This is a genomic window from Streptomyces flavusporus (assembly GCF_046267975.1).
GTDB lineage: Bacteria > Actinomycetota > Actinomycetes > Streptomycetales > Streptomycetaceae > Streptomyces > Streptomyces flavusporus.
Genome location: NZ_CP176503.1, coordinates 4,813,757 through 4,836,436 on the forward strand (window position 1 = coordinate 4,813,757; position 22,680 = coordinate 4,836,436).

At 70.7% G+C, this 22,680-nt stretch carries 20 protein-coding genes and 4 pseudogenes; 16 read left to right on the plus strand and 8 right to left on the minus strand.

The genetic code is table 11. The features are described from left to right. The 4 genes and pseudogenes from ACKTSN_RS22820 to ACKTSN_RS22835 all read left to right on the plus strand — a co-directional run. A pseudogene (locus tag ACKTSN_RS22820) lies at positions 1-165 on the plus strand (LLM class flavin-dependent oxidoreductase); the annotation flags it as partial. A gap of 210 nt (positions 166-375) precedes the next feature. Next, positions 376-927, plus strand: coding sequence for a tellurite resistance TerB family protein (locus tag ACKTSN_RS22825; RefSeq protein ID WP_409474899.1), 552 nt, complete (start codon positions 376-378; stop codon positions 925-927). A 226-nt stretch (positions 928-1,153) separates the two neighbouring features. Continuing rightward, positions 1,154-3,145, plus strand: coding sequence for a flavin monoamine oxidase family protein (locus ACKTSN_RS22830; protein WP_409470815.1), 1,992 nt, complete (start codon positions 1,154-1,156; stop codon positions 3,143-3,145). A 219-nt stretch (positions 3,146-3,364) separates the two neighbouring features. Further along, complete coding sequence (locus tag ACKTSN_RS22835; RefSeq protein WP_409470816.1) at positions 3,365-4,144, plus strand: SCO2400 family protein; 780 nt, start codon at positions 3,365-3,367, stop codon at positions 4,142-4,144. Positions 4,145-4,178: 34 nt separating this feature from the next. On the opposite strand, the gene ACKTSN_RS22840 is transcribed toward ACKTSN_RS22835, so the two are convergent. Beyond that, entirely contained in the window at positions 4,179-4,646 is a 468-nt protein-coding gene (locus ACKTSN_RS22840; RefSeq protein ID WP_409470817.1) for a DUF7144 family membrane protein, read from the minus strand. Positions 4,647-4,816: 170 nt separating this feature from the next. On the opposite strand from ACKTSN_RS22840, the gene ACKTSN_RS22845 reads away from it, so the two are divergent. Further along, positions 4,817-5,302, plus strand: coding sequence for a hypothetical protein (locus ACKTSN_RS22845; protein ID WP_409470818.1), 486 nt, complete (start codon positions 4,817-4,819; stop codon positions 5,300-5,302). A 2-nt stretch (positions 5,303-5,304) separates the two neighbouring features. Further along, the gene (locus tag ACKTSN_RS22850; protein ID WP_409470819.1) at positions 5,305-6,456 is read left to right on the plus strand and encodes an aminopeptidase P family protein; all 1,152 of its coding nucleotides are present in this window, start codon (positions 5,305-5,307) and stop codon (positions 6,454-6,456) included. An 18-nt stretch (positions 6,457-6,474) separates the two neighbouring features. Here the strand turns inward: ACKTSN_RS22850 and ACKTSN_RS22855 are convergent, their stop codons facing one another. Further along, on the minus strand, positions 6,475-8,130 hold the full coding sequence (locus ACKTSN_RS22855) for a glycoside hydrolase family 13 protein (RefSeq protein ID WP_409470820.1): 1,656 nt from the start codon (positions 8,128-8,130) through the stop codon (positions 6,475-6,477). A gap of 297 nt (positions 8,131-8,427) precedes the next feature. On the opposite strand from ACKTSN_RS22855, the gene ACKTSN_RS22860 reads away from it, so the two are divergent. Further along, complete coding sequence (locus ACKTSN_RS22860) at positions 8,428-9,357, plus strand: LAETG motif-containing sortase-dependent surface protein (RefSeq protein WP_409470821.1); 930 nt, start codon at positions 8,428-8,430, stop codon at positions 9,355-9,357. Between the two features lie 113 nt (positions 9,358-9,470). On the opposite strand, the pseudogene ACKTSN_RS22865 reads toward ACKTSN_RS22860, so the two are convergent. Beyond that, positions 9,471-10,196 (minus strand): annotated as a pseudogene (locus ACKTSN_RS22865) (class I SAM-dependent methyltransferase). Positions 10,197-10,554: 358 nt separating this feature from the next. On the opposite strand from ACKTSN_RS22865, the gene ACKTSN_RS22870 reads away from it, so the two are divergent. Further along, positions 10,555-11,085, plus strand: a complete 531-nt coding sequence (locus ACKTSN_RS22870) for a DUF6415 family natural product biosynthesis protein (protein WP_409470822.1) — start codon at positions 10,555-10,557, stop codon at positions 11,083-11,085. Between the two features lie 40 nt (positions 11,086-11,125). Here the strand turns inward: ACKTSN_RS22870 and ACKTSN_RS22875 are convergent, their stop codons facing one another. Next, positions 11,126-11,512 carry a MarR family winged helix-turn-helix transcriptional regulator gene (locus ACKTSN_RS22875; protein ID WP_409474900.1) on the minus strand — a complete coding sequence of 129 codons (387 nt, stop codon included), beginning with the start codon at positions 11,510-11,512 and terminating at the stop codon, positions 11,126-11,128. 13 nt (positions 11,513-11,525) lie between these two features. Here ACKTSN_RS22875 and ACKTSN_RS22880 point away from each other — a divergent pair. The 5 genes and pseudogenes from ACKTSN_RS22880 to ACKTSN_RS22900 all read left to right on the plus strand — a co-directional run. Beyond that, positions 11,526-11,762: pseudogene (locus ACKTSN_RS22880) on the plus strand (transposase family protein); the annotation flags it as partial. Positions 11,763-12,426: 664 nt separating this feature from the next. Then, on the plus strand, positions 12,427-12,966 hold the full coding sequence (locus ACKTSN_RS22885; protein ID WP_409470823.1) for a hypothetical protein: 540 nt from the start codon (positions 12,427-12,429) through the stop codon (positions 12,964-12,966). Between the two features lie 365 nt (positions 12,967-13,331). Further along, a complete protein-coding gene (locus tag ACKTSN_RS22890; RefSeq protein WP_409470824.1) occupies positions 13,332-14,030 on the plus strand; it encodes a hypothetical protein in 699 nt (232 codons plus the stop codon). A gap of 303 nt (positions 14,031-14,333) precedes the next feature. Beyond that, the gene (locus ACKTSN_RS22895; RefSeq protein ID WP_409470825.1) at positions 14,334-14,483 is read left to right on the plus strand and encodes a hypothetical protein; all 150 of its coding nucleotides are present in this window, start codon (positions 14,334-14,336) and stop codon (positions 14,481-14,483) included. Between the two features lie 11 nt (positions 14,484-14,494). Beyond that, positions 14,495-14,968 (plus strand): annotated as a pseudogene (locus ACKTSN_RS22900) (transposase); the annotation flags it as partial. Positions 14,969-15,219: 251 nt separating this feature from the next. On the opposite strand, the gene ACKTSN_RS22905 reads toward ACKTSN_RS22900, so the two are convergent. Both ACKTSN_RS22905 and thrS read right to left on the minus strand, forming a co-directional pair. After that, positions 15,220-16,179 carry a nucleoside hydrolase gene (locus ACKTSN_RS22905; RefSeq protein WP_409470826.1) on the minus strand — a complete coding sequence of 320 codons (960 nt, stop codon included), beginning with the start codon at positions 16,177-16,179 and terminating at the stop codon, positions 15,220-15,222. Between the two features lie 46 nt (positions 16,180-16,225). After that, a complete protein-coding gene (gene thrS / locus ACKTSN_RS22910; protein ID WP_409474901.1) occupies positions 16,226-17,482 on the minus strand; it encodes a threonine--tRNA ligase in 1,257 nt (418 codons plus the stop codon). A gap of 299 nt (positions 17,483-17,781) precedes the next feature. On the opposite strand from thrS, the gene ACKTSN_RS22915 reads away from it, so the two are divergent. Further along, positions 17,782-18,324, plus strand: a complete 543-nt coding sequence (locus ACKTSN_RS22915; protein ID WP_409470827.1) for a DUF2269 domain-containing protein — start codon at positions 17,782-17,784, stop codon at positions 18,322-18,324. Positions 18,325-18,329: 5 nt separating this feature from the next. Here ACKTSN_RS22915 and ACKTSN_RS22920 read toward each other — a convergent pair whose 3' ends face one another. Further along, positions 18,330-19,058, minus strand: a complete 729-nt coding sequence (locus ACKTSN_RS22920; protein ID WP_409470828.1) for a DUF899 domain-containing protein — start codon at positions 19,056-19,058, stop codon at positions 18,330-18,332. Positions 19,059-19,271: 213 nt separating this feature from the next. Here ACKTSN_RS22920 and ACKTSN_RS22925 point away from each other — a divergent pair, with 213 nt between their 5' ends. Continuing rightward, positions 19,272-20,048 carry a hypothetical protein gene (locus ACKTSN_RS22925; RefSeq protein ID WP_409470829.1) on the plus strand — a complete coding sequence of 259 codons (777 nt, stop codon included), beginning with the start codon at positions 19,272-19,274 and terminating at the stop codon, positions 20,046-20,048. A gap of 68 nt (positions 20,049-20,116) precedes the next feature. Here the strand turns inward: ACKTSN_RS22925 and ACKTSN_RS22930 are convergent, their stop codons facing one another. Beyond that, complete coding sequence (locus tag ACKTSN_RS22930; protein WP_409470830.1) at positions 20,117-20,845, minus strand: GAF and ANTAR domain-containing protein; 729 nt, start codon at positions 20,843-20,845, stop codon at positions 20,117-20,119. A 455-nt stretch (positions 20,846-21,300) separates the two neighbouring features. Between ACKTSN_RS22930 and ACKTSN_RS22935 the strand changes: the two genes are divergently transcribed. Then, complete coding sequence (locus tag ACKTSN_RS22935; RefSeq protein ID WP_409470831.1) at positions 21,301-22,650, plus strand: helix-turn-helix domain-containing protein; 1,350 nt, start codon at positions 21,301-21,303, stop codon at positions 22,648-22,650. Positions 22,651-22,680: the final 30 nt, after the last annotated feature.

Genomic DNA, 22,680 nt, shown 5'->3' on the forward strand with positions numbered 1-22,680 from the left:
ATGCTCCCCGACTATCCGCTCGCGGAGTTGTTGGACTCCATCCGACTCGCCGACAAACTGGACTTTCACGCCTGCTACGCCGCCAACGAGACCTGGCACAAGGACCTGTGGCTGCTCTTCGCCACGGCCGCCGGGCAGGCCCAGGGCGTTCACCGGCCGGGACCTCGCGGAGGTGACGGACGTGTACACCCAGCTCCGCCTGATCCACGACGGGATCACGCCCGCGTTCGCCTGAGCGGCCGAGTGGCGCACACGGACAGGCCGGCCGTTGAGCCGTTCGCGGAACTTCGGGGGCCCGGGAGGCGTTGCCAGTGGGAGGCCCGGGAATGCTGGCGGGCGACCGGAACGACATGGGCTGAAGCCGAGGTGGCACGGATGGCAATGTGGGATCGGATCAAGGACCAGGCCAAGAGTCTGCAGCAGCAGTCGCAGGGAACGCGGGGCTCCGGCGGACACGGGCGGCCGGGTACCGGGTCGTCCGGAGGATCCCGGGCCCAGCTGGTGAGCACGCTCAAGTCCCAGCTCACCTCGCTCAAGACGGAGCTGAAGAGCGGTGCCTACCGGGACGCCAGCATGGCGATGTGCGCCCTGGTCGCGGCGGCGGACGGGCATGTCGACCCGACCGAGCGCCAGCATGTGGAGTCGCTGATCCTGCACAACGACGTCCTGCAGAACTTCCCGCCGGAGCAGCTGCGCCAGCGGTTCAACAAGCATGTCGACCAGCTGGCGTTCGACTTCCCGCAGGGCAAGAGGGACGTCATGCAGGAGATCGCCAAGGCGGCCAAGAAGCCGACGGAGGCCAGAGCGGTCGTGCAGACCGGCTTCGTCATCGCCGGTGCGGACGGATACGTCGCCCCGGCCGAGGAGCAGGTCCTGCGCGAGGCGTGCTCGGTGCTCGGGGTGTCCCCCCAGGAGTTCGGCCTCTGACCCCGCGGGCACGGCGTACGAGCTGGGCGGCGCCGCGTTCACCCGCAGTGCGGCCTCGGCATCGCCCGCGGTGATCCGTACACCGGGGCGGTGGGGGCGCGTGGACGTGGCAGGAGCGCTCGGGCGGTCGGCAGGGCTGCCCGACCGCCCCCTTCACGCTCGCACGTTCCGGTGATCGCCGTTGATCGTCCTGTCGGCGTCCGGCGGCGCACCCTATCCAGGACGTATGGATGAAGTGCGCATCGCTGACCGTCATTCTCCCTTCTCCAGGCGGAAGTTCACCGCCGCGACCGCGGCGGCCGTCGGGATCGGCGCGGCGGGACCGGCCGTCGCCGCACCCGCCCGTCCCCGAGAGGCGCCCTGCCCGCCGAGATCCACCGCCGACTGGGCCACCTGCCTCGCGGTCGCCCGCGCGCTGCTGGTCGTCGACGACGACAACCGGCTGCTCGTGCCGGCGTACAAGAAGATCCTCGACACCGGTCTGCCCCGGCCGAGGACCGGGAACGCCAAGAAGATCCTGGTCGTCGGTGCGGGGCCGGCGGGTCTTGTGGCGGCCTGGCTGCTGAAGCGGGCCGGGCATCGCGTGACGCTGCTGGAGGCCAACGGCAACCGGGTCGGCGGCCGGATCAAGACCTTCCGCACCGGCGGACATGAGCAGGCGGCGCAGCCGTTCGCCGATCCGCGGCAGTACGCGGAGGCCGGGGCCATGCGGATCCCCGGGAGCCATCCGCTGGTGATGTCCCTGATCGACCGACTGGGCGTCGAACGGCGGCCGTTCCATCTCGTGGACGTCGACGGCGAGGGAAAGCCGGTCAACCGGGCGTGGCTCCATGTCAACGGCATCCGCGTGCGCCGCGCCGCCTACGCGCGGGCGCCGCGCAGGGTCAACCGGTCCTTCGGGGTGCCGCGCAAGTACTGGGACACACCGTCCGCGACCATCCTGCGCACCGCCCTGGACCCGGTGCGCGACGAGTTCAGCACGGTCGGGCCGGACGGCAGGCGCGTCGACAAACCCCTGCCCGAACGGGTCGAGGGGTGGGCGCGGGTCATCCAGCGGTACGGAGACTGGTCCATGTACCGGTTCCTGACCGAGCAGGCCGGCTTCGACGAGCGCACGGTCGATCTCGTCGGCACGCTGGAGAATCTGACCTCGCGGCTGCCCCTGTCGTTCGTCCACAGCTTCATCAGCCAGTCGCTGATCAGCCCGGACACCGCGTTCTGGGAGCTGGTGGGCGGTACGGCGACGCTGCCGGACGCGCTGCTGCGGCAGGTGAAGGACGTCGTGCGGATGGACCGGCGGGTCACGCACATCGAGTACTGGGACCCGGACCGGCGCGGCGACGTCTCCCACGTCCGGGCCGGCGGGCCGCACGTGTGGGTGGACACGGTGTCCGAAGGGCGGGACGGCAAGGTCGTACGGGAGGAGTTCACCGGGGACCTCGCGATCGTGACGGTGCCGTTCTCCGGGCTGCGGCAGGTGCAGGTCAGGCCGCTGATGTCGTACGGCAAACGGCGTGCCGTCGCCGAGCTGCACTACGACAGCGCGACCAAGGTGCTGCTCGAGTTCAGCCGCCGGTGGTGGGAGTTCGGGGAGGATGAGTGGAAGCGGGAGCTGGATGCCGTACGGCCCGGCCTGTACGAGGAGTACCGGAAGGGGAAGGCACCCGCCGACGGGAGTCTGCTCGGCGCGCATCACTCCGTGCCGGCCGGACACATCACCCCGGCGCAGCGCGTGCACTACGCCGCCAACCGCTGGGCCACGCGTGAGCAGCCCGAGGCCGCGGACATCATCGGCGGCGGCTCGGTCTCCGACAACTCCAACCGCTTCATGATCAACCCGTCCCATCCGGTGGCCGGCAGCCGAGGCGGTGTCGTGCTCGCGTCCTACAGCTGGGCCGACGACGCCTCCCGCTGGGACTCCCTCGACGACGACGCCCGCTACCCGCACGCCCTCAGGGGGCTGCAACAGGTCTACGGGCAGCGCATCGAGGTCTTCTACACCGGCGCCGGCCGCACCCAGAGCTGGCTGCGCGACCCGTACGCGTACGGCGAGGCGTCGGTCCTGCTCCCGGGCCAGCACACGGAGCTCCTGGCGGCCATCCGCGCCCCCGAGGGACCGCTGCATTTCGCCGGGGACCACACCTCGGTCAAGCCGTCCTGGATCGAGGGCGCCGTGGAGTCGGGGGTACGGGCCGCGCTGGAGGTGCACCTGGCCTAGGGCCATGGGACAGCCGTACGAGAAGTGGGCCCGTCGCCTTGCGCGCGATGGGCCCGCCTCGTGGCGCCATGCGCGGGTTGTCCTCCGGATGCAGGGCACCGGAAACCTGTGAGCGGGAAATCTGTGCAGGAGCGTCACACAGGCTGCACACAGCCGCAGGAATCCCTCGTTAGCGTTGCTGGCCGTTCGGGGCTCGCTGTCAACTCAGGAAGACCGCAGATGGACTACTGGCAACGGATGGACTACTGCTCCTCGTGCCGTCGGCATCTCAACGGCGCCCTGGTGTGCCCCGGTTGCGGCGCCTACGCCCCGGACATCGCTCCGGACCCGGCCGACACCGCTCCCACGGACCCGCCCCCGCAGACCGTCCCGCCCGCCGAGGCCGGCGGCGCGATACCCGCGCCGCAGGGCCGGGCGGCGCGGCGGCGCCAACGGGCCCGTTGGAAGAAGAGCCGGCGCAAGGCCGTGATCGCGACCGCCGTCGCGCTCGTCGGCGGCGGACTGACCCTCGCCGCGATGGACCGGCACTCCGGCGAGGGGGCCCAGGCGGCGACGGCGCAGGACGAGGTGAGCCTGGGTGCCGCGGAGCGGCCCACGGCCGAGCGCGACCGCCCGTCGACCGCCCCGCCCGAGACACCGCGTTCCTCCCCGACGGCTCCCGCATCCGACCCGGCGCGGCAGCGGCCCGACGCGCCCCGCACCACGCCGGAGAGCACCCGGCCGGACGCCCCCGTCACGCCCCGCCCGACAGGTCCGACGACGCAGACGGAGTCCGTCGTCCCGTCCCTGCCCTTGGTTCCGCAGCAGCGCGCCGACTCCCCGGCCTCCGGCGCGACGCCCCCCGCCACGACCGCTCCGACGTCCGGCCCCGCTGACAGCGGCGGTACGGACCCGGGCACCACCCCGTCGACTCCGGCACCGGCACCGACCTCGCCGTCGTCGCCGGACTCGCCGTCGCGGCCGGAGCTCTGCCTGCTCGTCATCTGCCTCGGCGGCTGACCGCGCCGGGCGGCGTCAGCAGCCGAACCTTGCGTCACAACCGCTGGTGCTGCGGGTACTGCGTCGCCAGTGCCCAGATGACGAAGAAGTCGATGGCGATCAGGATCAGCGCCCACAGGGGGGCGTACGGCAGGAAGAGGAACTGGGCGATCAGGCTCAGCGAGGCCAGGGCGATACCGGCGACGCGGGCCCAGCCGGCGCCCTTGAGGATGCCCCAGCCGGTGACGAGGGCCACGACGCCGAGGACCAGCAGGATCACTCCCCAGCCGGTGAGGTTGATCTCGTAGACGTAGGAGCCGATCCGGGCGTACACGTCGTCCTCCGCGATCGCGGCGATGCCCTGGAAGATCGCCAGGATGCCGTTCAGCGTCATCAGGACGCCGGCGAAGTGGATGCCGCCGGTGAGTGCGCCAGGGGCGCCGGGCGGAGGAGGAGTCGGGGCGGCCCTCCGGTGCGCGGTGTCCCAGACCGGCGGCTCGTTCGCGTGCGGCTGGTCGGTCATGGCCGGGCTCCGTCTCTGTCCTGCGCTGCCCTGAAAGGCTCGTGTTTCGATGATCCGGGCCGGTCCCGGCCGTCACCACGGGACGTACGCCATCCGGGTGAAGGCCATGCGGATGCGGGGTCGCGCGGGTGGGCCTTCACTGGAGTGGAGGACGCATTCTGGGAGGCGACATGGCCGGTTACCGGACCCGGTGGTGGGCGGTCGGAGCGGCGCTGGTGGTGGCCGTGGGCGCCGGGCTGACCGGTTGCACGGACGGCAACGACACCGAGCCGCGACCCACCGATGCCGCCTCGGCCGTGGAGTCGGCCGCCTCGCAGGCCTCGGACTTCTGGGCGTCGGCGACCGCCGAGGCCGAGCGCAGGGTCGACGAGATCACCAAGGGCATCGACGTCAGGGACGACGTGACCCTCGGCAGGCCGACGACCGCCGACGACGGACGGACCACCGTCGAGGTCACCGCCCGGAACACCACCGACTCGACGAAATCCTTCGTCGTGCAGGTCGACTTCAAGAACCGGCACGGCGACTTCCTCGACACCGTCGTCGTCACCGTCTCCGACGTCCGGGCCGGCGGGAGTGGCGAGGCCACCGCCCGCAGCACCCACAAGCTGTCCGGCGACGTACAGGCGGAGGTCGCACGAGCAGTGCGGTACTGACCATGGGCGAGACGGCGACCGCGGTGGCCTTCACCGAGCAGGACTACGCCGCGCGCATGCACCGGGCGGCGCGCGACGCGGCCGCCGCCGGGCTGTCCGGGCTGCTGGTCACGCCCGGCCCGGACCTGGAGTGGCTGTGCGGCTACCGGCCCCCCGCGATCACCGAGCGCCTCACCCTGCTCGTCGTCACCCAGGACTCCGAGCCCCGTCTGCTGGTCCCCGCGCTGGAACGCCCGGACGCGACGGCGGCCCCCGGCGCCGGTGCCCTGCGGATCACGGAGTGGCGGGACGGCCAGGACCCGTACGCCGCGGCGACCGGGCTGCTGCGCCCCAACGGGCGGTACGGCGTCGGCGACGCGACCTGGGCGATGCACCTGCTCGGCCTCCAGGAGACGCTGCCGCTGGCCACGTTCCGCTCGCTGAGCGTCGCCCTGCCGATGCTGCGGGCGGTGAAGGACGCGCACGAGGTGGAGCGGCTGGCCGCGGCGGGGGCGGCCGCGGACGCGGCGTACCGGGACATCCTGTCGGTACGGTTCGCCGGGCGCCGGGAGCGGGACGTGGCCGCCGACCTGGCCCGGCTGCTGCGCGAGCACGGGCACAGCCAGGTCGACTTCACCGTCGTCGGCTCCGGGCCGAACGGCGCGAACCCGCACCACGAGGCGGGCGACCGGTTGATCGTGGACGGCGACATGGTCGTCCTGGACTTCGGCGGTCTGAAGGACGGCTACGGCTCCGACACCTCCCGTACCGTGCATGTCGGCGAGCCCACCGTCGAGGAGCGCAAGGTGCACGACATCGTGCGGGTCGCGCAGCAGGCCGCGGTCGACGCGGTACGGCCGGGCGTGGCCTGCCAGGACATCGACCGGGTGGCCCGGTCGGTGATCGAGGACGCCGGGTACGGCGAGTACTTCGTCCAGCGCACCGGGCACGGCATCGGCGTCACCACCCATGAGCCGCCGTACCTCGTGGCGGGCGAGAAGCAGCCGCTCGTGCCGGGCATGTGCTTCTCCGTCGAGCCCGGCATCTGTCTGCCGGGCCGGTTCGGCGTCCGGATCGAGGACATCGTGACCTGCACGGAGCACGGCGGCCGCCGGCTGAACGACACCCCGCACGAGCTGGCCGTCGTCGACGGAGCGGCTGCTGCGGGTCGGTGAAGGCGGGGCAGGCCCGGGTCACAGTCCCAGCCACGCCGTGGTGTCCGGGCCCAGACGTCCGTCGGGCTCCAGGGGCGCGCTGGTCAGCAGCGGCTCCCCCGGCGGCATCGGTACGGGCGTGCCGGACAGGTTGGCCACACAGCGCCAGCGGTCGGAACGGGTGAACTGCAGGACGCCGGGCGGGGTGTCCTCCGCCCAGGTCAGCGTCTCGCCCTCGACCAGCTTGCGGCGCAGCCTGAGGGCCCTGCGGTAGAGCTCCAGGGTCGAGCCCTCCACCCCGTCCTGGGCCTGGACGGGGTACGACGCGAAGTTCGCCGGCTGCGGCAGCCAGGCACCGCCCGCGCCGAAGCCGTAACTGGGACCGGTCGTCGTCCACGGCAGCGGCACCCGGCAGCCGTCGCGGCCCTTGCGGACCCGGCCCGTCTGCTCCCAGATCGGGTCCTGGAGGACCGCGGTGGGCAGATCGGCGACCTCGGGCAGGCCCAGCTCCTCCCCCTGGTAGACGTACGACGACCCGGGCAGCGCCAGCATCAGCAGGGTCGCCGCCCGCGCACGCCGCAGTCCGGCCACCGTGTCGATCGCGGGCGCGTGGCCGCCGGACAACAGCCAGGCGTTGTCGTCCGTGCCGGGCGGGAGCATGAGGCGGGAGGTGTGGCGTACGACGTCGTGGTTGGACAGCACCCAGGTGGCCGACGCGCCGACCGCGCGGGCGTCCGCCAGCGAGTCGGTGATGACCCGGCGGATTTCTTCGGCATCCCAACCCGCTTGCAGGTACTCGAAGTTGAAGGCCTGGCCGAGTTCGTCCGGGCGGGCGTACAAGACGCGGCGGGCGCCCGGAACCCAGGCTTCTGCCACCGCCATTCGCGGCGGGGAGTAGGCGTCGAGGATCTTGCGCCAGTCGCGGTAGATCTCGTGGACCTCGTCGCGGTCGTAGAAGGGGTGGGTCCCTGGGGCGAAGTCGCTCAGCGCCTTCTCGTCGCTCAGCTCGGGCGCACCGAGGTCGCGCAGCGGCTCGCTCAGGTCCTTGGCGAGGGCGTGGGCGACATCGACGCGGAAGCCGTCGACGCCGCGGTCGGACCAGAACCGCAGGGTGGTGCGGAAGTCGGTGCGGACCTCCTCGTTCTCCCAGTTGAGGTCGGGCTGTTGGGGCGCGAAGAGATGCAGGTACCACTGGCCGTCCGGTACCCGCCGCCATGCGCTGCCGCCGAAGACGGACTGCCAGTCGGTGGGCGGGAGTTCACCGTGTGCGCCGCGGCCGTCCCGGAAGACATAGCGTTCGCGGGCGCCGGAGCCGGGCCCGGCGCGCAACGCCTCCTGGAACCAGACGTGCTGGTGAGAGGTGTGGTTGGGGACGATGTCGACGATGACCTTCAGGCCCAGGCGGTGCGCCTCGGCGACCATCGTGTCGAAGTCGTCGAGCGTGCCGAGGCGCGGGTCGACGTCGCGGTGGTCGGCGACGTCGTAGCCGCCGTCGGCGAGTTCGGAGGGGTAGAAGGGGCTCAGCCACAGGGCGTCCACGCCGAGAGCGGCGAGGTGGGTCAGGCGCTGGGTGACGCCCTTCAGATCGCCCAGCCCGTCGCCGTCCGCGTCGGCGAAGCTGCGCGGATACACCTGGTAGATCACGGCCTGGCGCCACCAGTCGGGGTTCTTCGGGGAGAGGTCGGGCTTGGTCACTCGGTCTCCTCTGCTGTGGGGAGGGCGGCTGTGCTTTCGGGCAACAGGAGGAGGCTGTCCAGTTGGCCGGAAAAGCGAACGTCGGCACGCGGCGGAGTGCCGGATTCCCCCTGTGACGAATTGGTGAGGGCCATCGGGAGAACCGCTGAACTCCCCTTCCGTTCCCGCAGGTTGACAGCGTTCTGCCGGTCGACCCACCATGTGCTCACACTGTGGCCCATGTGACCAGTGAGCCCAGTGTTCCTACGACGACCACTCACTCTGTGTACACCCATGTACACGCACGATGGGATACGCATGTCCATAGCGAGACGTGTCACCATGCGCCGCCTGCTGGGGACGGGCGCCGCGTCGCTCGCCCTCTGCGCGGCCTCCGCCTCCGGTTCCTGGGCCACCGGTTCGCCCGGCGGCGGTGACGGCTGGGAGGCCGGCGGCCAGTACAAGCCCGGAACGGGGGCGGGAACGGTCACGGAGACCGACCGCTGCCAGTTCTCGCTCGACGGCACGAACTTCTACGACTCCGTCAAGGTCGACGACGTGAGCCTGCGGCCCAGCGACGACGGCAAGGTCCACATCCAGGTCCGCACCGCCGGTGACGCCACCACCTGCACGGCCTCCCTCGCCTCGTACCTCGCCCACGGCGCCACCTTCGCGACCTCCGGCGAGCAGGTGTTCGTCGACTTCGACACCGTGACCGTGAAGCCGGGACAGACCGACTCGCTCGACATCGCGGTCCCGGACGCGGGCTGCTTCGCACAGATCGACCTCTACCGGGGCGCGGTCAAGTACGACGGCGAAGACCCCGACATCGGCGACGGCTTCGAACACGGCGACCTGCCCAAGGGCCCGGACCGCCCGGTCATCAAGGACAAGCTGATCGCGGCGTGGAACGGCGGGACGAAGGACTGCACGGCGACCGAGACGGAGCCGCCGTCGACACCGACGCCGTCCACCCCGGAGTCCTCGGAGCCGTCGGCTCCGGCTGAGACGACGCCGGAGGCGACGGAGCCGGAGGAGTCGACGCCGGTGGAGACCGAGACGCCGTCCGCTGAGGCGTCGACGACAGCTCCGACGAGCGAGCCCTCCGCTGCGGGCGGCGGCGGGGACCTCGCCGAGACCGGCGCGGACGGCAACACGATGCCGATCGCGATCGGCGCGGCGGTGCTGCTGGCGGGCGGCGCGGGGATCGTGCTCGTCACGCGTCGCCGGCGCGCTGTCCGCTCCTGACGTTCCCCTTGGCCCACCCACCCACCCGACTCGGTCAGTTGAAGGGTGGGCCACTGGGGCCCCGCCCCAGACCCCGGCCGGGACTCCGTTCCGGCTCGCGAGGAAAGGGCACATCAGGCTGGGCGACGTCCGATCGCGAGCAGGTGCGAGCTCGCCGCCAGCAGCTCCGGGTACGGCTCCGCCATGCGCGCTGCGGTCAGCGCCGACTCGAACATCGGTGAGTCGATCAGTGACTCGCCGGTGTGCCGCTCGGTCGCCGCTGTGGAAGTAGGCGGCGGTGAACGCCTTCCTGCCGTCATGGATCTGCGTGGCGAGGATGCTGCCGATGCTCTGCCGCATCGGTTCCTTGTAGAGGTGAGCGAACGCGGTGTGCTCGAACAGGGACGCGTACCGATTGATGCCGGCCGCGGCCAGGAGACCGCCCGGCTTCAGTACGCGGTAGGCCTCGGCCAGAGCCTGGTCGCGATCGGCGCGCTCGAGCAGGTGATAGAGCGGACCGAGCATGAGCACGACGTCGTACGAGGCGTCTTCGGCCGTGAGGTGGCGAGCGTCTCCGAGTTCGACGGTGGCGCCGGTCTGTTCGGCCCGTTCGATGTGGCGGGGATCGGGTCCACGAGGTGCACGGTGTAGCCGTCGTGGACGAGCCACCCGGCGTGGGCGCCGGGACCGCAGCCGACGTCGAGTACGCGTGCGGGCGGGGTGGGGAGGTGACGGCTCAGCAATTCCTGCGTGCATACCATCTCCAGGCGTCCGTCGACGGTCGTGGTCAGCCGGTCCGCCTCGTCGATGGTCTCGGTGTAGAACCTCACGATCTCCGGAGCTGCTTCAGGGCTCGTCATGCGGGCATTCTGGTGGGCTCACCGGTGGACCAGTCCAGTGATCGGAAGTGTGCCCACACGCCCCTGCTGAAGTACGAGCAGATTGCCGAGGATCTGCGCATCCGGCTGGTGCTGCTCGACGACGGCTCCCCGCACAGCTTGGTCACGGCATGGTTCCCGCCCGCCGTTTCGGAGGCCGCCCCCCGCCTGGCGATGAAGGGGCCGATCGCCGAAGGTACGACGCATTACGTGCGGCGCCAGACAGGCCGCTTCCCTGTAGAGGGAGTGGATGTGACAACGGTGAGGCCGGCTACCGACGAGGAGGCTCGTCTGCTGGAAGTGGTGCGGCCAACTCTCGAACCAGACAGGGAGTGTCGACGTGTCGAACGACACCGCCTCGCCTGCGGGATGCCCATCCGGCGACGAGGTGACCGACAAGACCGAAGCACCCTCGCCGTCCGCCGGATTGATGCGCGCCCAGGCCTCCTGGTTCATCGACCAGCGCTCGCTCCCCCGCCACCAGACCGTGAAGGGCTTCAGCCAGGACTTCCACGGCTGTCTGAAGCAGCTGATCCCGCAGATCGAGCGGCTCGCTGAAACCCTGCATCCGGACGATGTTCCGGCGAAGGTGGCACTGGCCGGTGTCGGCGAGGCTCGACGGCGCCTGGAAGAAGCTGAGGCCGCGGGACTGCACGGCGAGGTCGAACGCGTCAAACGGCTCGCCCGATCCGTCACGGCCCTGTGCGACCACCACGACAGCCTCACCGGGGTCCTGATGTGCCTGGCCTGCGACAAGCCCATCGAGGCGGTTGACGCGTGGAGGCCGTACGACCGTGTCAGCCCCTGCGGACGCGCCGTACTGCCCGGTCGGATCCACGCCCGCTGCGCGGGGGCGCCACAGCGCCGTTGACCGGTGGCTGGTGACAGGGCGGCCCGGGCGTGGAGCGGCACTACGCCTCGTACACCCGGGTCAGCAGCTCCATCAGATGTTGGCCTTCCGCCGCGCTGAGCGGCGCCAGCAGCTCGGCGTTGGCCCGCTCCGCCAGCTCCGCGCACCGCTCCAGGGTCCGCACGCCTGCTGGTGTCACCGTCACTGCGTTCTTGCGGCGGTCCCGCGGATCGGGTTCCCGCACCGCCAGCCCGGCTTCCTCCAGGTGGTTGAGCGGGAGAACCACGTCCTTCGCGTCGAAGCCCGCTCGGCGCACCACATCCGCCTGGGCGACCGGGCCGTACTCGGACACTGCCGCGAGCACGGCGTGATGCGGCAGCCTCAGCCCTTCCTCGACGATCGCCTCGGCGACCAGGCTCCGGCCGCGCGCCGCTACCTGGCCAGCCAGCTCGGCAGCGACCGACCGCGCCTACCAGGGCGCCGGCCCCTGGGTGACCACCGGTCGCAAGCGCCCGCCCGGCGGTGAACTCACCCCAACCCAGCGCACGATGAACCGAGCACTCGCCCGCTCACGAGCACCCGTCGAACGCGGTATGGCGCGGCTGAAGTCCTGGCGAATCTTCCGCAGGTCACGTATCAGCCCCAACCGGATGACGTCCATCACGAAAGCCGTCCTCACCCTGGAGAGGCAACGCTGAAAGGGCTCACTGCCTCCAGTCACAAAGGGGTCCGTCAGCAAGCTGACGGTCCCTCATGAACGATCGAGGCCAGGCGAGCACCAAGTGGCTGGTCACGGGAATTGTGCCACACACGCAGCCCGAAAAGCGGGACCGGCGGAGCCTCCGGCGCGTCGCCGGACCAGAGGCAGTTCCGGCTGACCCACTGTCACTGTCACCATTCGACAGCGCCGGAACTGGCACATCGCAGCTTTCATGTCTTCGGAGCAGATGGAGACGAGACAGCTCAGGTGGGTAATGCAGTTCGGCCCCGGCAGCAGGCCCGCCGGGCCGCTGAGAGGCCCGGCCGAGGCACTCGCAGCTCCGCACGGAGATGCCCTGCGGGCCCATGCTCGTCTGGGTATCGAAATCACGCGGAGGACCGGCCGACAGGGTGACGGCCCGGCGGTCGGTCAGACTAATCACCCGGCCAGTCCAAAGCCACGATCGGACACCCTTGATTTTACTGGGCCCTTGACGGGCAATCAGTCCATCAGAAGGCCGTATGACACGGCCTCAGACTGCGTCCGGTCAGCCCCCTGTGATTACCCCTTGGACCTCTCCGAGATGACAGCCAGAAATGCGATCAGTACGTTCATTCACGGGTCGACTCCCCAGTCGACATCTCTGAAATCGAGGAGAAGAAATGAAGACGCGTACTGTCGCCCTGGCGACTTCCGCCATCGGCGTCGCGGCCCTGACTCTCACCGGAATGACTTACGCCTCCGCCACCGGTTCCTCTCAGTCCGCCCCGCAGGTTGCTCCGGCCCACGCCCCCTACGGCGGCGACAACGGCAAGAAGGAGGAGGACAAGGGTTACGACAAGAAGTCGGACCACGGCGAGGATGACAAGCACCACGACAAGGGCAAGGTCATCGTCAACGGGCAGAAGTACCCGGCTCACAAGTACCAGTGCTTCCCCGTCACCAGCGTCCAGATCCCCAACGGCGACGGCCCCGTCGCCGATGACACCTTCAACGTCGAAAACCTCAGCAAGAAGATCGTCGAGTTCTTCGACACCGCCAACTGCAGCAACACACCGGAGGCCATTCTCCCGCCCAAGTCCTCCCAGTTCGTGGTCGACGGAAACGTAGAAGGCGATGTGATCGTGGGCAGCTTCAAGGTGATCGACAGCCACGACGACAAGGGCTACGACGACGACCACGACGAGGACTACGGCCACTGACACCAGCCGAAAAGGCACACCACGAAGAAGCAGTGACACAGAAGAGCAACACGGCCGCCCACGCGGCACCGGAATCCCCGGCCCGCCTGAATCGGGCCGGGGATTCCCGGCATTGGGTCATCCCCTCGCGGGGCGCCCAGCTCCGGATGGCTCCATGACTGTGCGGCCGATAACCCATACGCCTCGTACTTCACTATGCACTCCGGCACACATGATCGCAAAGACGCGCCGGAGGCCCTCCATGCTGCCCGCAAACCTAAGCATTCCCTGCGCCAGTTTCAAGGCGCGAAACCGGCGGCCGACGCATCAGCTGACACGACTTTGACTGCTCCATACGGATCAGTTATCCGGAAATAGGAGTGTCGGTGCCCGGGAAGCACGCCCGGCAGCAGTCATCGTTTGAGGACCTTCCCTACACCTGCGAGAGTGCCATGGGACTGCTGTCCAAGATTTTTCGAAGGTCGAAGAGTTCGTCTGACGCAGTACTGTCACGGCGGCTCGAGCAAAGCATCGGAGGTGCCGGCTACTGGGCGACGAGAATGCCCAGGGAAGCTGTGCGCCTGACGCAACAAGTCCAGCTGCGCAACGTCGTGGCAACGGCGATCATCTTCAGCACAGGGCTCATGGCATGGCCCCTCATTTCCCATGCCTCGCCGCTCACCGCGCAGGTCGTCCTCTCCGCACTCTCAGGTGTCTCCGCACTCGCGATCGCTGCCCCACACGTCACCGGGCTGAGCGACCGGACCGAAGAGGCCATCAAACTGTGCGGCTCATACGCAACAATCCACGGCGAACTGCTGCGAGCACAACAACGGCTCAGCGAAGGATCCGCAGAACACAAAACACACGTGGCTGAGCTCATCCGCCAGTACGAAAACGTCATGGCACGCAAAGACGCCGCCCTCCCTCTTTCCGGACGGAGAAGTGGAGTACGACCTCGAGCACGACTCCAGCCGGCCCAAAGTCAGCAGGCCCACGGCAACGCGCCACACCGCACCGGGCGCCACCGACTTGAACCCTCCCGGTTCGGCAGGGAACTGAACCCCTCCGCGGGCGATCGGTGAGGCCATGCCTCCGCAGTGCGATCTTCGCCGTCTTCGCTGCGGCCAGCACGAGTTCCGCCCGCCACGGACGGTGGTCATCCAGTTGTTCGCAGATGACTCGCCGTGCGACACACACAAGAACCGAAGTTTCCCCGTGATCTTGGACACGTTTCCGTCACGCGGCGAGGGCGTGGTCTGGTTTCGTTCCTTGGTGGCGCTGAGGGGTCTCGTGTGGTGTGAGGTAGCCCCACCCGGGGTGCCTGCGTAGGCGCCTGCGGTTGTATTGATCCGAAACGGTAGGGGTTCAGGGTCGTTGTTCCTTACGTGAGTGAACTGGCGGGGGATGCACGGCAGTTGTCGCCGTCGGCGCAGGAGGCCCTTCGGCTGCGGGCGGTGGCCGCGTTGGTGGCGGGGCAGCTGTGGACGCGGGCCGGGATGGGGGATCTGATCGCGAAGCCGTACCGGTGCGGCTGACCGAGCAGGGCGTGGGCACGTACCTGCGCCGCTGGGGCCTGTCCTTCCAGCGCCCGGACAAGCCAGCCGTCGAGCAGGACCAGGAGGCGGTCCGCCTCTGGCGGGAGGAGACCTGGCCGGCGATCCGCGCGAAGGCGAAGGCCGAGGGCGGTGAGGTGCTCTCCGCCGACCAGGCCGGCATCCGTTCCGACCAGGTCACCGACCGCACCGGGGACGCCAAAGGACGCACCCCGGTGATCCGCCGCACCGGTCACCGGTTCCCGGTGAACGCGATGTCCGCGATCAGCACCAAGGGCCGGATGCACTTCATGGCGTTCACCGAGACCTTCGACGCCGACGCCATGTGCCGCTTCCCGGACCGGCTCGCCGGCCACTTCGACCGCAAGGCGCACCTCGTCGAGGACGGCCACTCCGCGCCCCGCTCCCGCACGGTCCGCACCTGGCCGGCCGACCACCCCGACCGCATCGAGCTGCACTTCCTGCCGTCGTACTCACCGGAACCGAACCCCGACGAACTGATCAACGCCGACCTCGAACAGAGCCTTCCGATGCACAGCCGGGCCCCCCTCAGACCCAACTCGCCGCCGAGAGCCGCCGGTTCTTCCACCGGCGCGCCAACGTCAGCCACACACCGTCCGCGGCTACTTCGGCGACCCACACATCCGCTACATCCTCGAACAGAACCCTTTGAGTTTTTGATCAACAAGGGCGCACGCCAAATCGAGGTCCAGCTCGTCTACCCCTCCACCGCCGACAGCCACAGCTTCACGTACCGCCCCTCGTCGACGTCCAACGCGACGTCGACGAGGGGCTGTTCGCGTGTGCCGGCGTGGATTTCGGACTCGCCGGGGCGGGGGCGGCGGTCGACGACGGTCTGGCCGCGAGTCGGGCCCGGGGCGAGGCTCACCTCGACGGGGAGCCGCTCGGTGGTCAGGCCTTCCGGGTCGGCGACCGCGCAGACCGCGCCCGCGTCGCCGAGGCCGCCCGAGGGGGTGGGGTCGCCGGAGACGGCGGGGTCGCGGTGGGCGAGGAGCTCGCCGCCGAGCCGTACGCCGGGCTCCGCGCTCGTCCGTAGCCGTGCCACGTCCGACCCCGGCACCACGACCCGCTTGAACACGTCCAGGCCGTACATCGTGATCGGCACGCCGGCGGTGAGGAGGACCGCCGCGGCCTCCGGGTCGTGCCAGACGTTGAACTCGGCGACCGGCGTGGCGTTCCCGGTGGTCACCGCGCCGCCCATGAAGACGATCCGTTCGATGTTGCGGGTCACCTCCGGGTGGGTGCGCAGGAGCAGGGCGATGTTCGTCAGGGGCGCGGTGGGAATGAGGGTGACCGGGCGCGGGGACGCGAGGATCTCCCGGCGCAGGAGGGTCACCGCGTCCACGTCCACCGGCCTGCGGGTGGGCGCCGGCAGACCGAGGTCGCCCATGCCGTCGTGGCCGTGGACGTGCCGGGCGGAGCGCGGTGCCTCGATCAGCGGGCGTTCGGCGCCCCGGGCGACGGGGATACCGGGGGCGCCGGCCTGTTCGAGCACGGTGAGGGTGTTGCGGACCACGCCGTCGACGTCCGTGTTCCCGGCGACACAGGTGATCGCGCGCAGGTCCAGGCCCGGGTGCCGTACGGCGAACAGCAGGGCCAGAGCGTCGTCGACGCCGGTGTCGCAGTCGATGATCACGGGGATGGGCTGACCGGTCACGTCCAGGCTCCTCTCACCCGGGCCTTGTTGCCCTACGGCAGTGACCCTACGCGGATTCCCACAGCTCGGAGCGCCGGTCCCGGACGCGGGCGGCGATCAGCCGCAGCAGCTCAGCGGCGGGTACCGCTCCTGGCCGGCGGCCGTCCCGCAGCCGTACCGCCACCAGGTCACCGTCGGCCTCCCGCGCCCCGATCACCGCCTGGTACGGCACCAGCCGCGCCGCCCGGACCCGGGCCCCCAGGCTGCCCTCCCCCGGGCCGTGCAGCTCCGCGCGGATGCCCTGCGCGGTGGTCTGGTTCAGGACGGACACGGCTCGTTCCTCCTGCGCCTCGGACACCGGCAGGATCGCCAGCTGCACGGGCGCCAGCCAGGGCGGGAACGCCCCGCCGTGCTGCTCGACGAGGTGCGCGACCGCCCGTTCCACACTGCCGATGATGCTGCGGTGGACCATGACCGGCCGGTGTTTCGCGCCGTCGGGGCCGGTGTAGTGCAGGTCGAAGCGGGCGGGCTGGTGGAAGTCGATCTGCACGGTGGAGAGGGTGGTCTCGCGGCCGGCCGGGTCCGCGATCTGTACGTCGATCTTCGGGCCGTAGAAGGCCGCCTCGCCCGGTGCGGACTCGTAGGGGAGGCCGGAGGCGTCGAGGGCCTCCTCGATCAGTGCGGTCGCCCGGCGCCACAGGGCCGGGTCGGCCACGTACTTGCCGCCCTCGGCGGGCAGGGAGAGGCGGTGGCGGGCCGCGCGGATGCCCAGGTCGGCGTAGGCGCGGCAGATCAGCTCCAGGGCGGCGCGGGCCTCGTCCACGGCCTGCTCCAGGGTGCAGAAGATGTGCGCGTCGTTGAGGTGGATCGCCCGGACCCGGGTGAGGCCGCCGAGCACGCCGGACAGCTCGGAGCGGTACATGCCGCCCAACTCGGCGATACGGAGGGGTAGTTCGCGGTAGCTGTGGGGGCGGGAGCGGTAGATCAGGGCGTGGTGGGGGCAGAGGCTGGGGCGCAGGACGACCTCCTCGGCGCCCAGTTTCATCGGCGGGAACATGTCGTCGCTGTAGTGGGACCAGTGGCCGGAGATCTCGTACAGCTCCCGTTTGCCGAGGACGGGCGAGTACACGTGCCGGTAGCCGGCGGCTTGTTCGGCCTCGCGGATGTACTCCTCCAGGGTGTGGCGTACGACCGCCCCGTCGGGCAGCCAGTACGGCAGCCCGGCACCCATCAGTGGATCGGTGTCGAACAGGTCGAGATCTCGGCCGAGGCGGCGGTGGTCGTGCACGGGGTTCTCCCTCGCTCGGGGGCGAGGAACCGCCAGGGGACGACGAAACCCCGGGGCACTCGCCCCGGGGCTTCGACTTCTGCGTCGTCTACGTCAGTGGTCAGCGCGCCGGGACACTCTCCGGCGTCGTCGTGAGAGACGGGTGGGCGCGCTTCATGGGGTGACGGTAACGGGGGTCGGCGATGCGCGCGAAGGATTTTCGGTGGGCGCTCGGCTCTCCTCCGCGCGTCCGTACGCCGATGTACGCCCGTACGCCGTCCGTACGCCGAGACCAGTACGCGCGGTTGCTCCCGCCGTCAGACGTCCGCGCCGCTCCCGCCCGGCACGGTGTTGGCATGAAACTGAACCGGCCCGCACGGCGGGCTTCCCTCGTCGTCCATGTGGCCGCCTCCGCGAGCTGGCTCGGGCTCACGCTCGGGCTGCTCGCGCTCGGGGTCACCGCGACCACCACCGGGTCCGCGGTGACCGTGGAGACCTCCGTCCGGGCCATGAAGCTCTTCGCCGACTGGCTGCTGCTCCCCGTCGCGTTCCTCACCCTCCTCAGCGGCCTGCTCCTGTCGCTGGGCACGGCGTGGGGGCTGGCGCGGCACCGGTGGGTCTACACCAAGTTCTGGCTGACTCTGGCCACGACCACCGCCACGGTCTTCGCGCTGCGCCCGGGCGTGAACTCGGCGGTCACCGCCGTCGCCACGGGCGGGCCGCTGCCCGACGCCGGCGACGTGCTGTTCGGGCCGGTCGTCTCCCTGTCCGCCTACGTCTTCATGACGGTGATCTCGATCCTCAAGCCATGGGGACCGACCCGGCGCGGCCGACGTCTGCGGGCGGTTGCCCGCACTCCGGCAGTACCTGCGCGGCAGGCGGCGCGTACCCTTCCGTGAAGCGCTCAGTCCTGCCGGCCTCGGGGACCTCGACGCGTTGTGTCCACCCACTCCTGCGCCGGATCGGCTTCCTCGCCGTATTCGTCGTGCCAGTTCCACCATTCGTACGGCGGGGTCTGGGGATAGCCCTCGGGCGAGTCCTCCCATGTCTCCTGCCGCCCGAGTGCCGTCATGTCGAGGTAATTCCAGAGGCTCCCCATGGCCTCGTCGCCACGGGCGTTGATGAAGTAGGTGCGGAACACTCGGTCGTCCTCGCGGATGAAGGCGTTCGTACCGTGCCACTCGTCCACACCGAAGTCGATGTCGAAATCGTCGGTGATCGTGTACCAGGGCATCACCCAGCCCATCCGAGCCTTCACCCGCTCGATCTCGGGCTGCGATGCGCGGGAGGCGAAGACGAGAGTGGTGTCGCGGGCGTTCAGATGGGCAGGATGGCCGACCTGATCGGCCAGCATGGAGCAGCCGCGGCACGCGTGGTCCGGCCAGCCGAACACGCCCGGCTCGAAGAACGCGCGGTAGACGATCAGCTGACGGCGGCCCTCGAACAGGTCGAGCAGACTCACCCTGCCCTGGGGTCCGTCGAACTCGTACTTCTTCTCCACCGCCTGCCACGGCATCCTGCGACGCCTGGCGGCCAGTGCGTCACGGGCGTGGGTCAGCTTCTTCTCCTCCTCCAGCAGCTCCTGGCGCGCGGCCTCCCACTCCTGCGGCGAAACGATCGGGGGCGTCTTCATGGTGACGTTCACCTTCCAGGTCGTTCGAGCTCACCTATCCAGGGTCGATCGCCACAGACACGGGCGCACGCCGATGCACACGCGGTCAGGCGTGCGTTTCCGGTGCACCCACAGCGCCGCTCACCCGTACGGCCCGGCACCGCTGGCGCCCGGTGGGAGCCGGTGGTGCCGTGGACGTACGACTGTCGGAAAGTCCCCCCTGGAGGCACCTCTATGACCCGACCCCCGGCCGCCCGCGCCTTCCTCGCCTCCGCCCTTTCGGCGGGCGCGCTGCTGACAGTGGGCGGCTGCTCCGGTGCGCAACCCTGGGCGGCCCGGCAGGCCGCCGCCTCCGCATCGCCCGTCGCCTCCGCCACGCCCCCGTCCGCCACCGGGGTGCCCGCCCTCACCGAGGCCCAGGCCCGGTCGACGCTGATCACGGAGGCCGACCTGGGTGAGCCATGGGCGCCGACGCAGGGCACGGCGACCTGGCGGGACGCGTTCCTCAAGGCCTCCGCTCCCGCCGACCGGCGCGACTGCGGGCGTCTCCTCGACGGGCTCTACGCCGACGAACTGTTCGGCGCCCCGGCTCGCGCGGTGACCGGCCTGGACGACGGGGACGAGGGTGCCCAGCTGCGCCACCAGGTGACCACTCAGCGCGCGGAGGACGTGGACCGCACGCTGGCCTGGCTGGGGACGCTGCCGGAGAAGTGCGGGGAGTTCACGGCGACGACCGCAGGCGGGGTGGAGCGGAGGGTGGAGGTTTCCGACGCGGAGCTGCCGGAGGTCGGGGACGCGCGGCAGGGCCTGCGGATCACCGTCACCGACGACACGGACTACGAGCCCGTCACCCTCACCCTGGACGTCGCGGCCGTACGGGTGGGCGAGGACGCGTTCACCCTCACCCACGGCGGCCTGGGGAACGTGTACATGGAGGTCACCCATGAGGCGGCCGAACTGGGCGCCGAACGGCTCGCGGAAGTCAGGAAGCAGGGCCGGGCACTGGTGTGAGGCCCGTTCGCCCCAGGGCCTGTCCGGCGGATCATGCCGCAGACGCGGGGTGATCCGCCGGACAGGCCCTAGTAGTCCCGCTCGAACCGCTCCCGATGGGTCACCACGTCGTGCGCCATGTCGAGGACGGTCCTGCCGTGCGCGAACGCATGCCCCCGCAGTCGGGCCAGTGCCTCGTCGGAGCCGACGCCGAGCTGGGCCATGATCATGCCGACGGCCTGGTAGACCTCGTCGTGCTCGGTGGCCAGTTCGCTCAGCCAGGGTCCGTCCGCCCGCCGGCTGCCGTTCTCCTCGCCGGTCGGCAGGGCCATCAGGGCGACCGTCATGACGCCGGCCATGAGATACGCCGTGTGCAGTTCGCGGGCGCTGAGGCCGCCGGGGCTGTCGCGGTACAGGTCGAGCGTGCCCACACACTCCGAGTCGTCGCCGAGCGGCAGTGCGTACACGGCCCGTACGCCGGCCGCGGTCGCCTGCTGGGCGAACACCGGCCAGCGGTCGGCGTCCCGGCCCGCCAGGTCGGCGGCGATGACGGGGGCGCCGATGCGTGCGGCGTGCAGGCAGGGGCCCTCGCCGAGGGTGGCCTGGATCTCCATCAGGTAGGCGGCCCGCGGGTCGCTGGCGCTGAGCGGCACGGGCATGCCGTCGCTGCACAGCGACACTCCCGCGCAGGTCACGGGCAGCAGCCGGACCGCGACACGGCACACCCTTCTCGGGATCTCTCCGGGATCGGCGCCCCGGACCCCGTGGGCGATCGCGTCGGCGGCCCACGCCGGCTCCGGCTCGTCCCTGGGCCGCACGGTGACTCCCTCCTCCGACGACGCGGCGGGCCCTCACCACCAGCACCACCACCCGCCCGGAAACGAGGCCCGACTACCCGCACGAGCCCACGCGAAACCGCCGTTCCCCGGCACGCCTACGGCGCGAAGGACATACGCCGCCGCTAACCGTGCCGACTGTCTCCAGCCGACTGCGCAGGTGCCGATTCCGCCGCCCGCGCCGGAACCGCGTTCGCCGCGGTGATCAGTGCGGCGGCCGCGATGACGGCTGCCACGGCTGCCCTGGCGTAACGGGCGGAAGGGCGTCCGTGGGGGGCGGATGTGGGTCCGGGCACGGGAACCTCGCAACGACAGCGACGGATTAAGCGGCCTTAATCTCATTCATAACCTAGGGGGTCGAGGCCCTCAATCGGAAGAGGGGCAAGGAGAGTTGAACAACCGCTTGTGTAAGTCGGCTTACTGGCATGATGAAGCGCATGGCGAACCGGGACGACCCCGAGACCATCGGGCGCAGAGTGCAGCAGCTGCGGCATGAACGTGGGCTGACCCAGAGGCAGTTGGCCGAGCCTGCCTACACCCCGGCATACATCTCCACTCTCGAGGCCGGCCGGGTCCGCCCCTCCGACGAGGCGCTGCGGCATCTCGCCGACCGGCTCGGTGTCGCCTTCGACGAGCTGGCCACCGGACGCCCGGCCCGTCTCGCCACCGATCTGCGGCTGCGGCTGACCGAGGCGCAGCGCACCCTCGCCACGGGGGCCGCGGAGGAGGCGGCAGAGCAGTACGCCACGCTGCTCGTGGAGGCGGAGCGGTACGGATTGGTGGAGGAGCAGGCCACCGCGTTGCTGGGGCTCGGCGAGTGCGGTCTGGACACCGGTGATCTGATCGCCGCCCGCCGGCACTTCGAGCGTGCCGAGAAGTCCATCGCCGAGGCCGACGCTCCGCTCCCGGCGCGGGTGCCCGCGATCCGCGGCCGGGCGGTGTCGCACTATCTGGCCGGAGAGCTCCGTTACGCCGTCTATCTCCTGGAGTCGACTCTCGATGAGCTGAACCGCGGTGGACTGCACGATCCGGACGCGCTGCTTCTGCTCTACGCCGGGGTCATAGGCCCGTACATGGACATGGGCGCCCACGCGCGCGCCGCGCAGGCCGCCGAGTTCGCGCTCGCCCTCGCGCCGCAGGCGGGCGATCCGGCGCTGGTCGCCCGGATGCACCGCCAGGTCGCCCGCACCCTGGTCGCCGAGGGCCGGCTCGCCGAGGCCGACGCCTCGCTGGCCAAGGCCGCCGACATGTACCGCCAGCTCCAGATCCGTACGGAACTCGCCAACTGCCACTGGATGCGCGGCTACGTCTACGCCCAGAACGGCCGGCTGGAGCGCGCCGAGGAGGAGTTGCGGGCCGCCCAGGCGATGCTGTCCGCCAAGCGCGCCGCCCTCTACAGCAGCCAGGTCTCCGTCGAACTCGCCGACGTACTGCACCGGCGCGGCAAGTCCGACGAGGCCGCCGCCCTCCTGAACGACGTCCTCGGCGACCTCTCCTCCGAGCGCGGCGCCGTGCACGCCGCCGCCGCGCACCGCCTGCTCGGCCGGATCGCCGAGGACGCCCACGACACGGACGCGGCCGAGGAGCACTACGTACGCGCCCTCAGCCTGCTGGAACGCGCGGGCGCCGCCGGCGACCTGGCCGACCTGTGCCGGCTGCTGGGCGATCTGCTGCGCCGCACCGGCCGGGTGGAGGCGGCTCTGGACGCGTACCGTACGGGGCTGGGCCACCGTACGGCCCCCGGCACCACCACCCTCGGGCCCGCCCCCGCACAGCCGCCTCTTTGACGAAGCCGAGGTGGCGCACAGCGGCCCCCG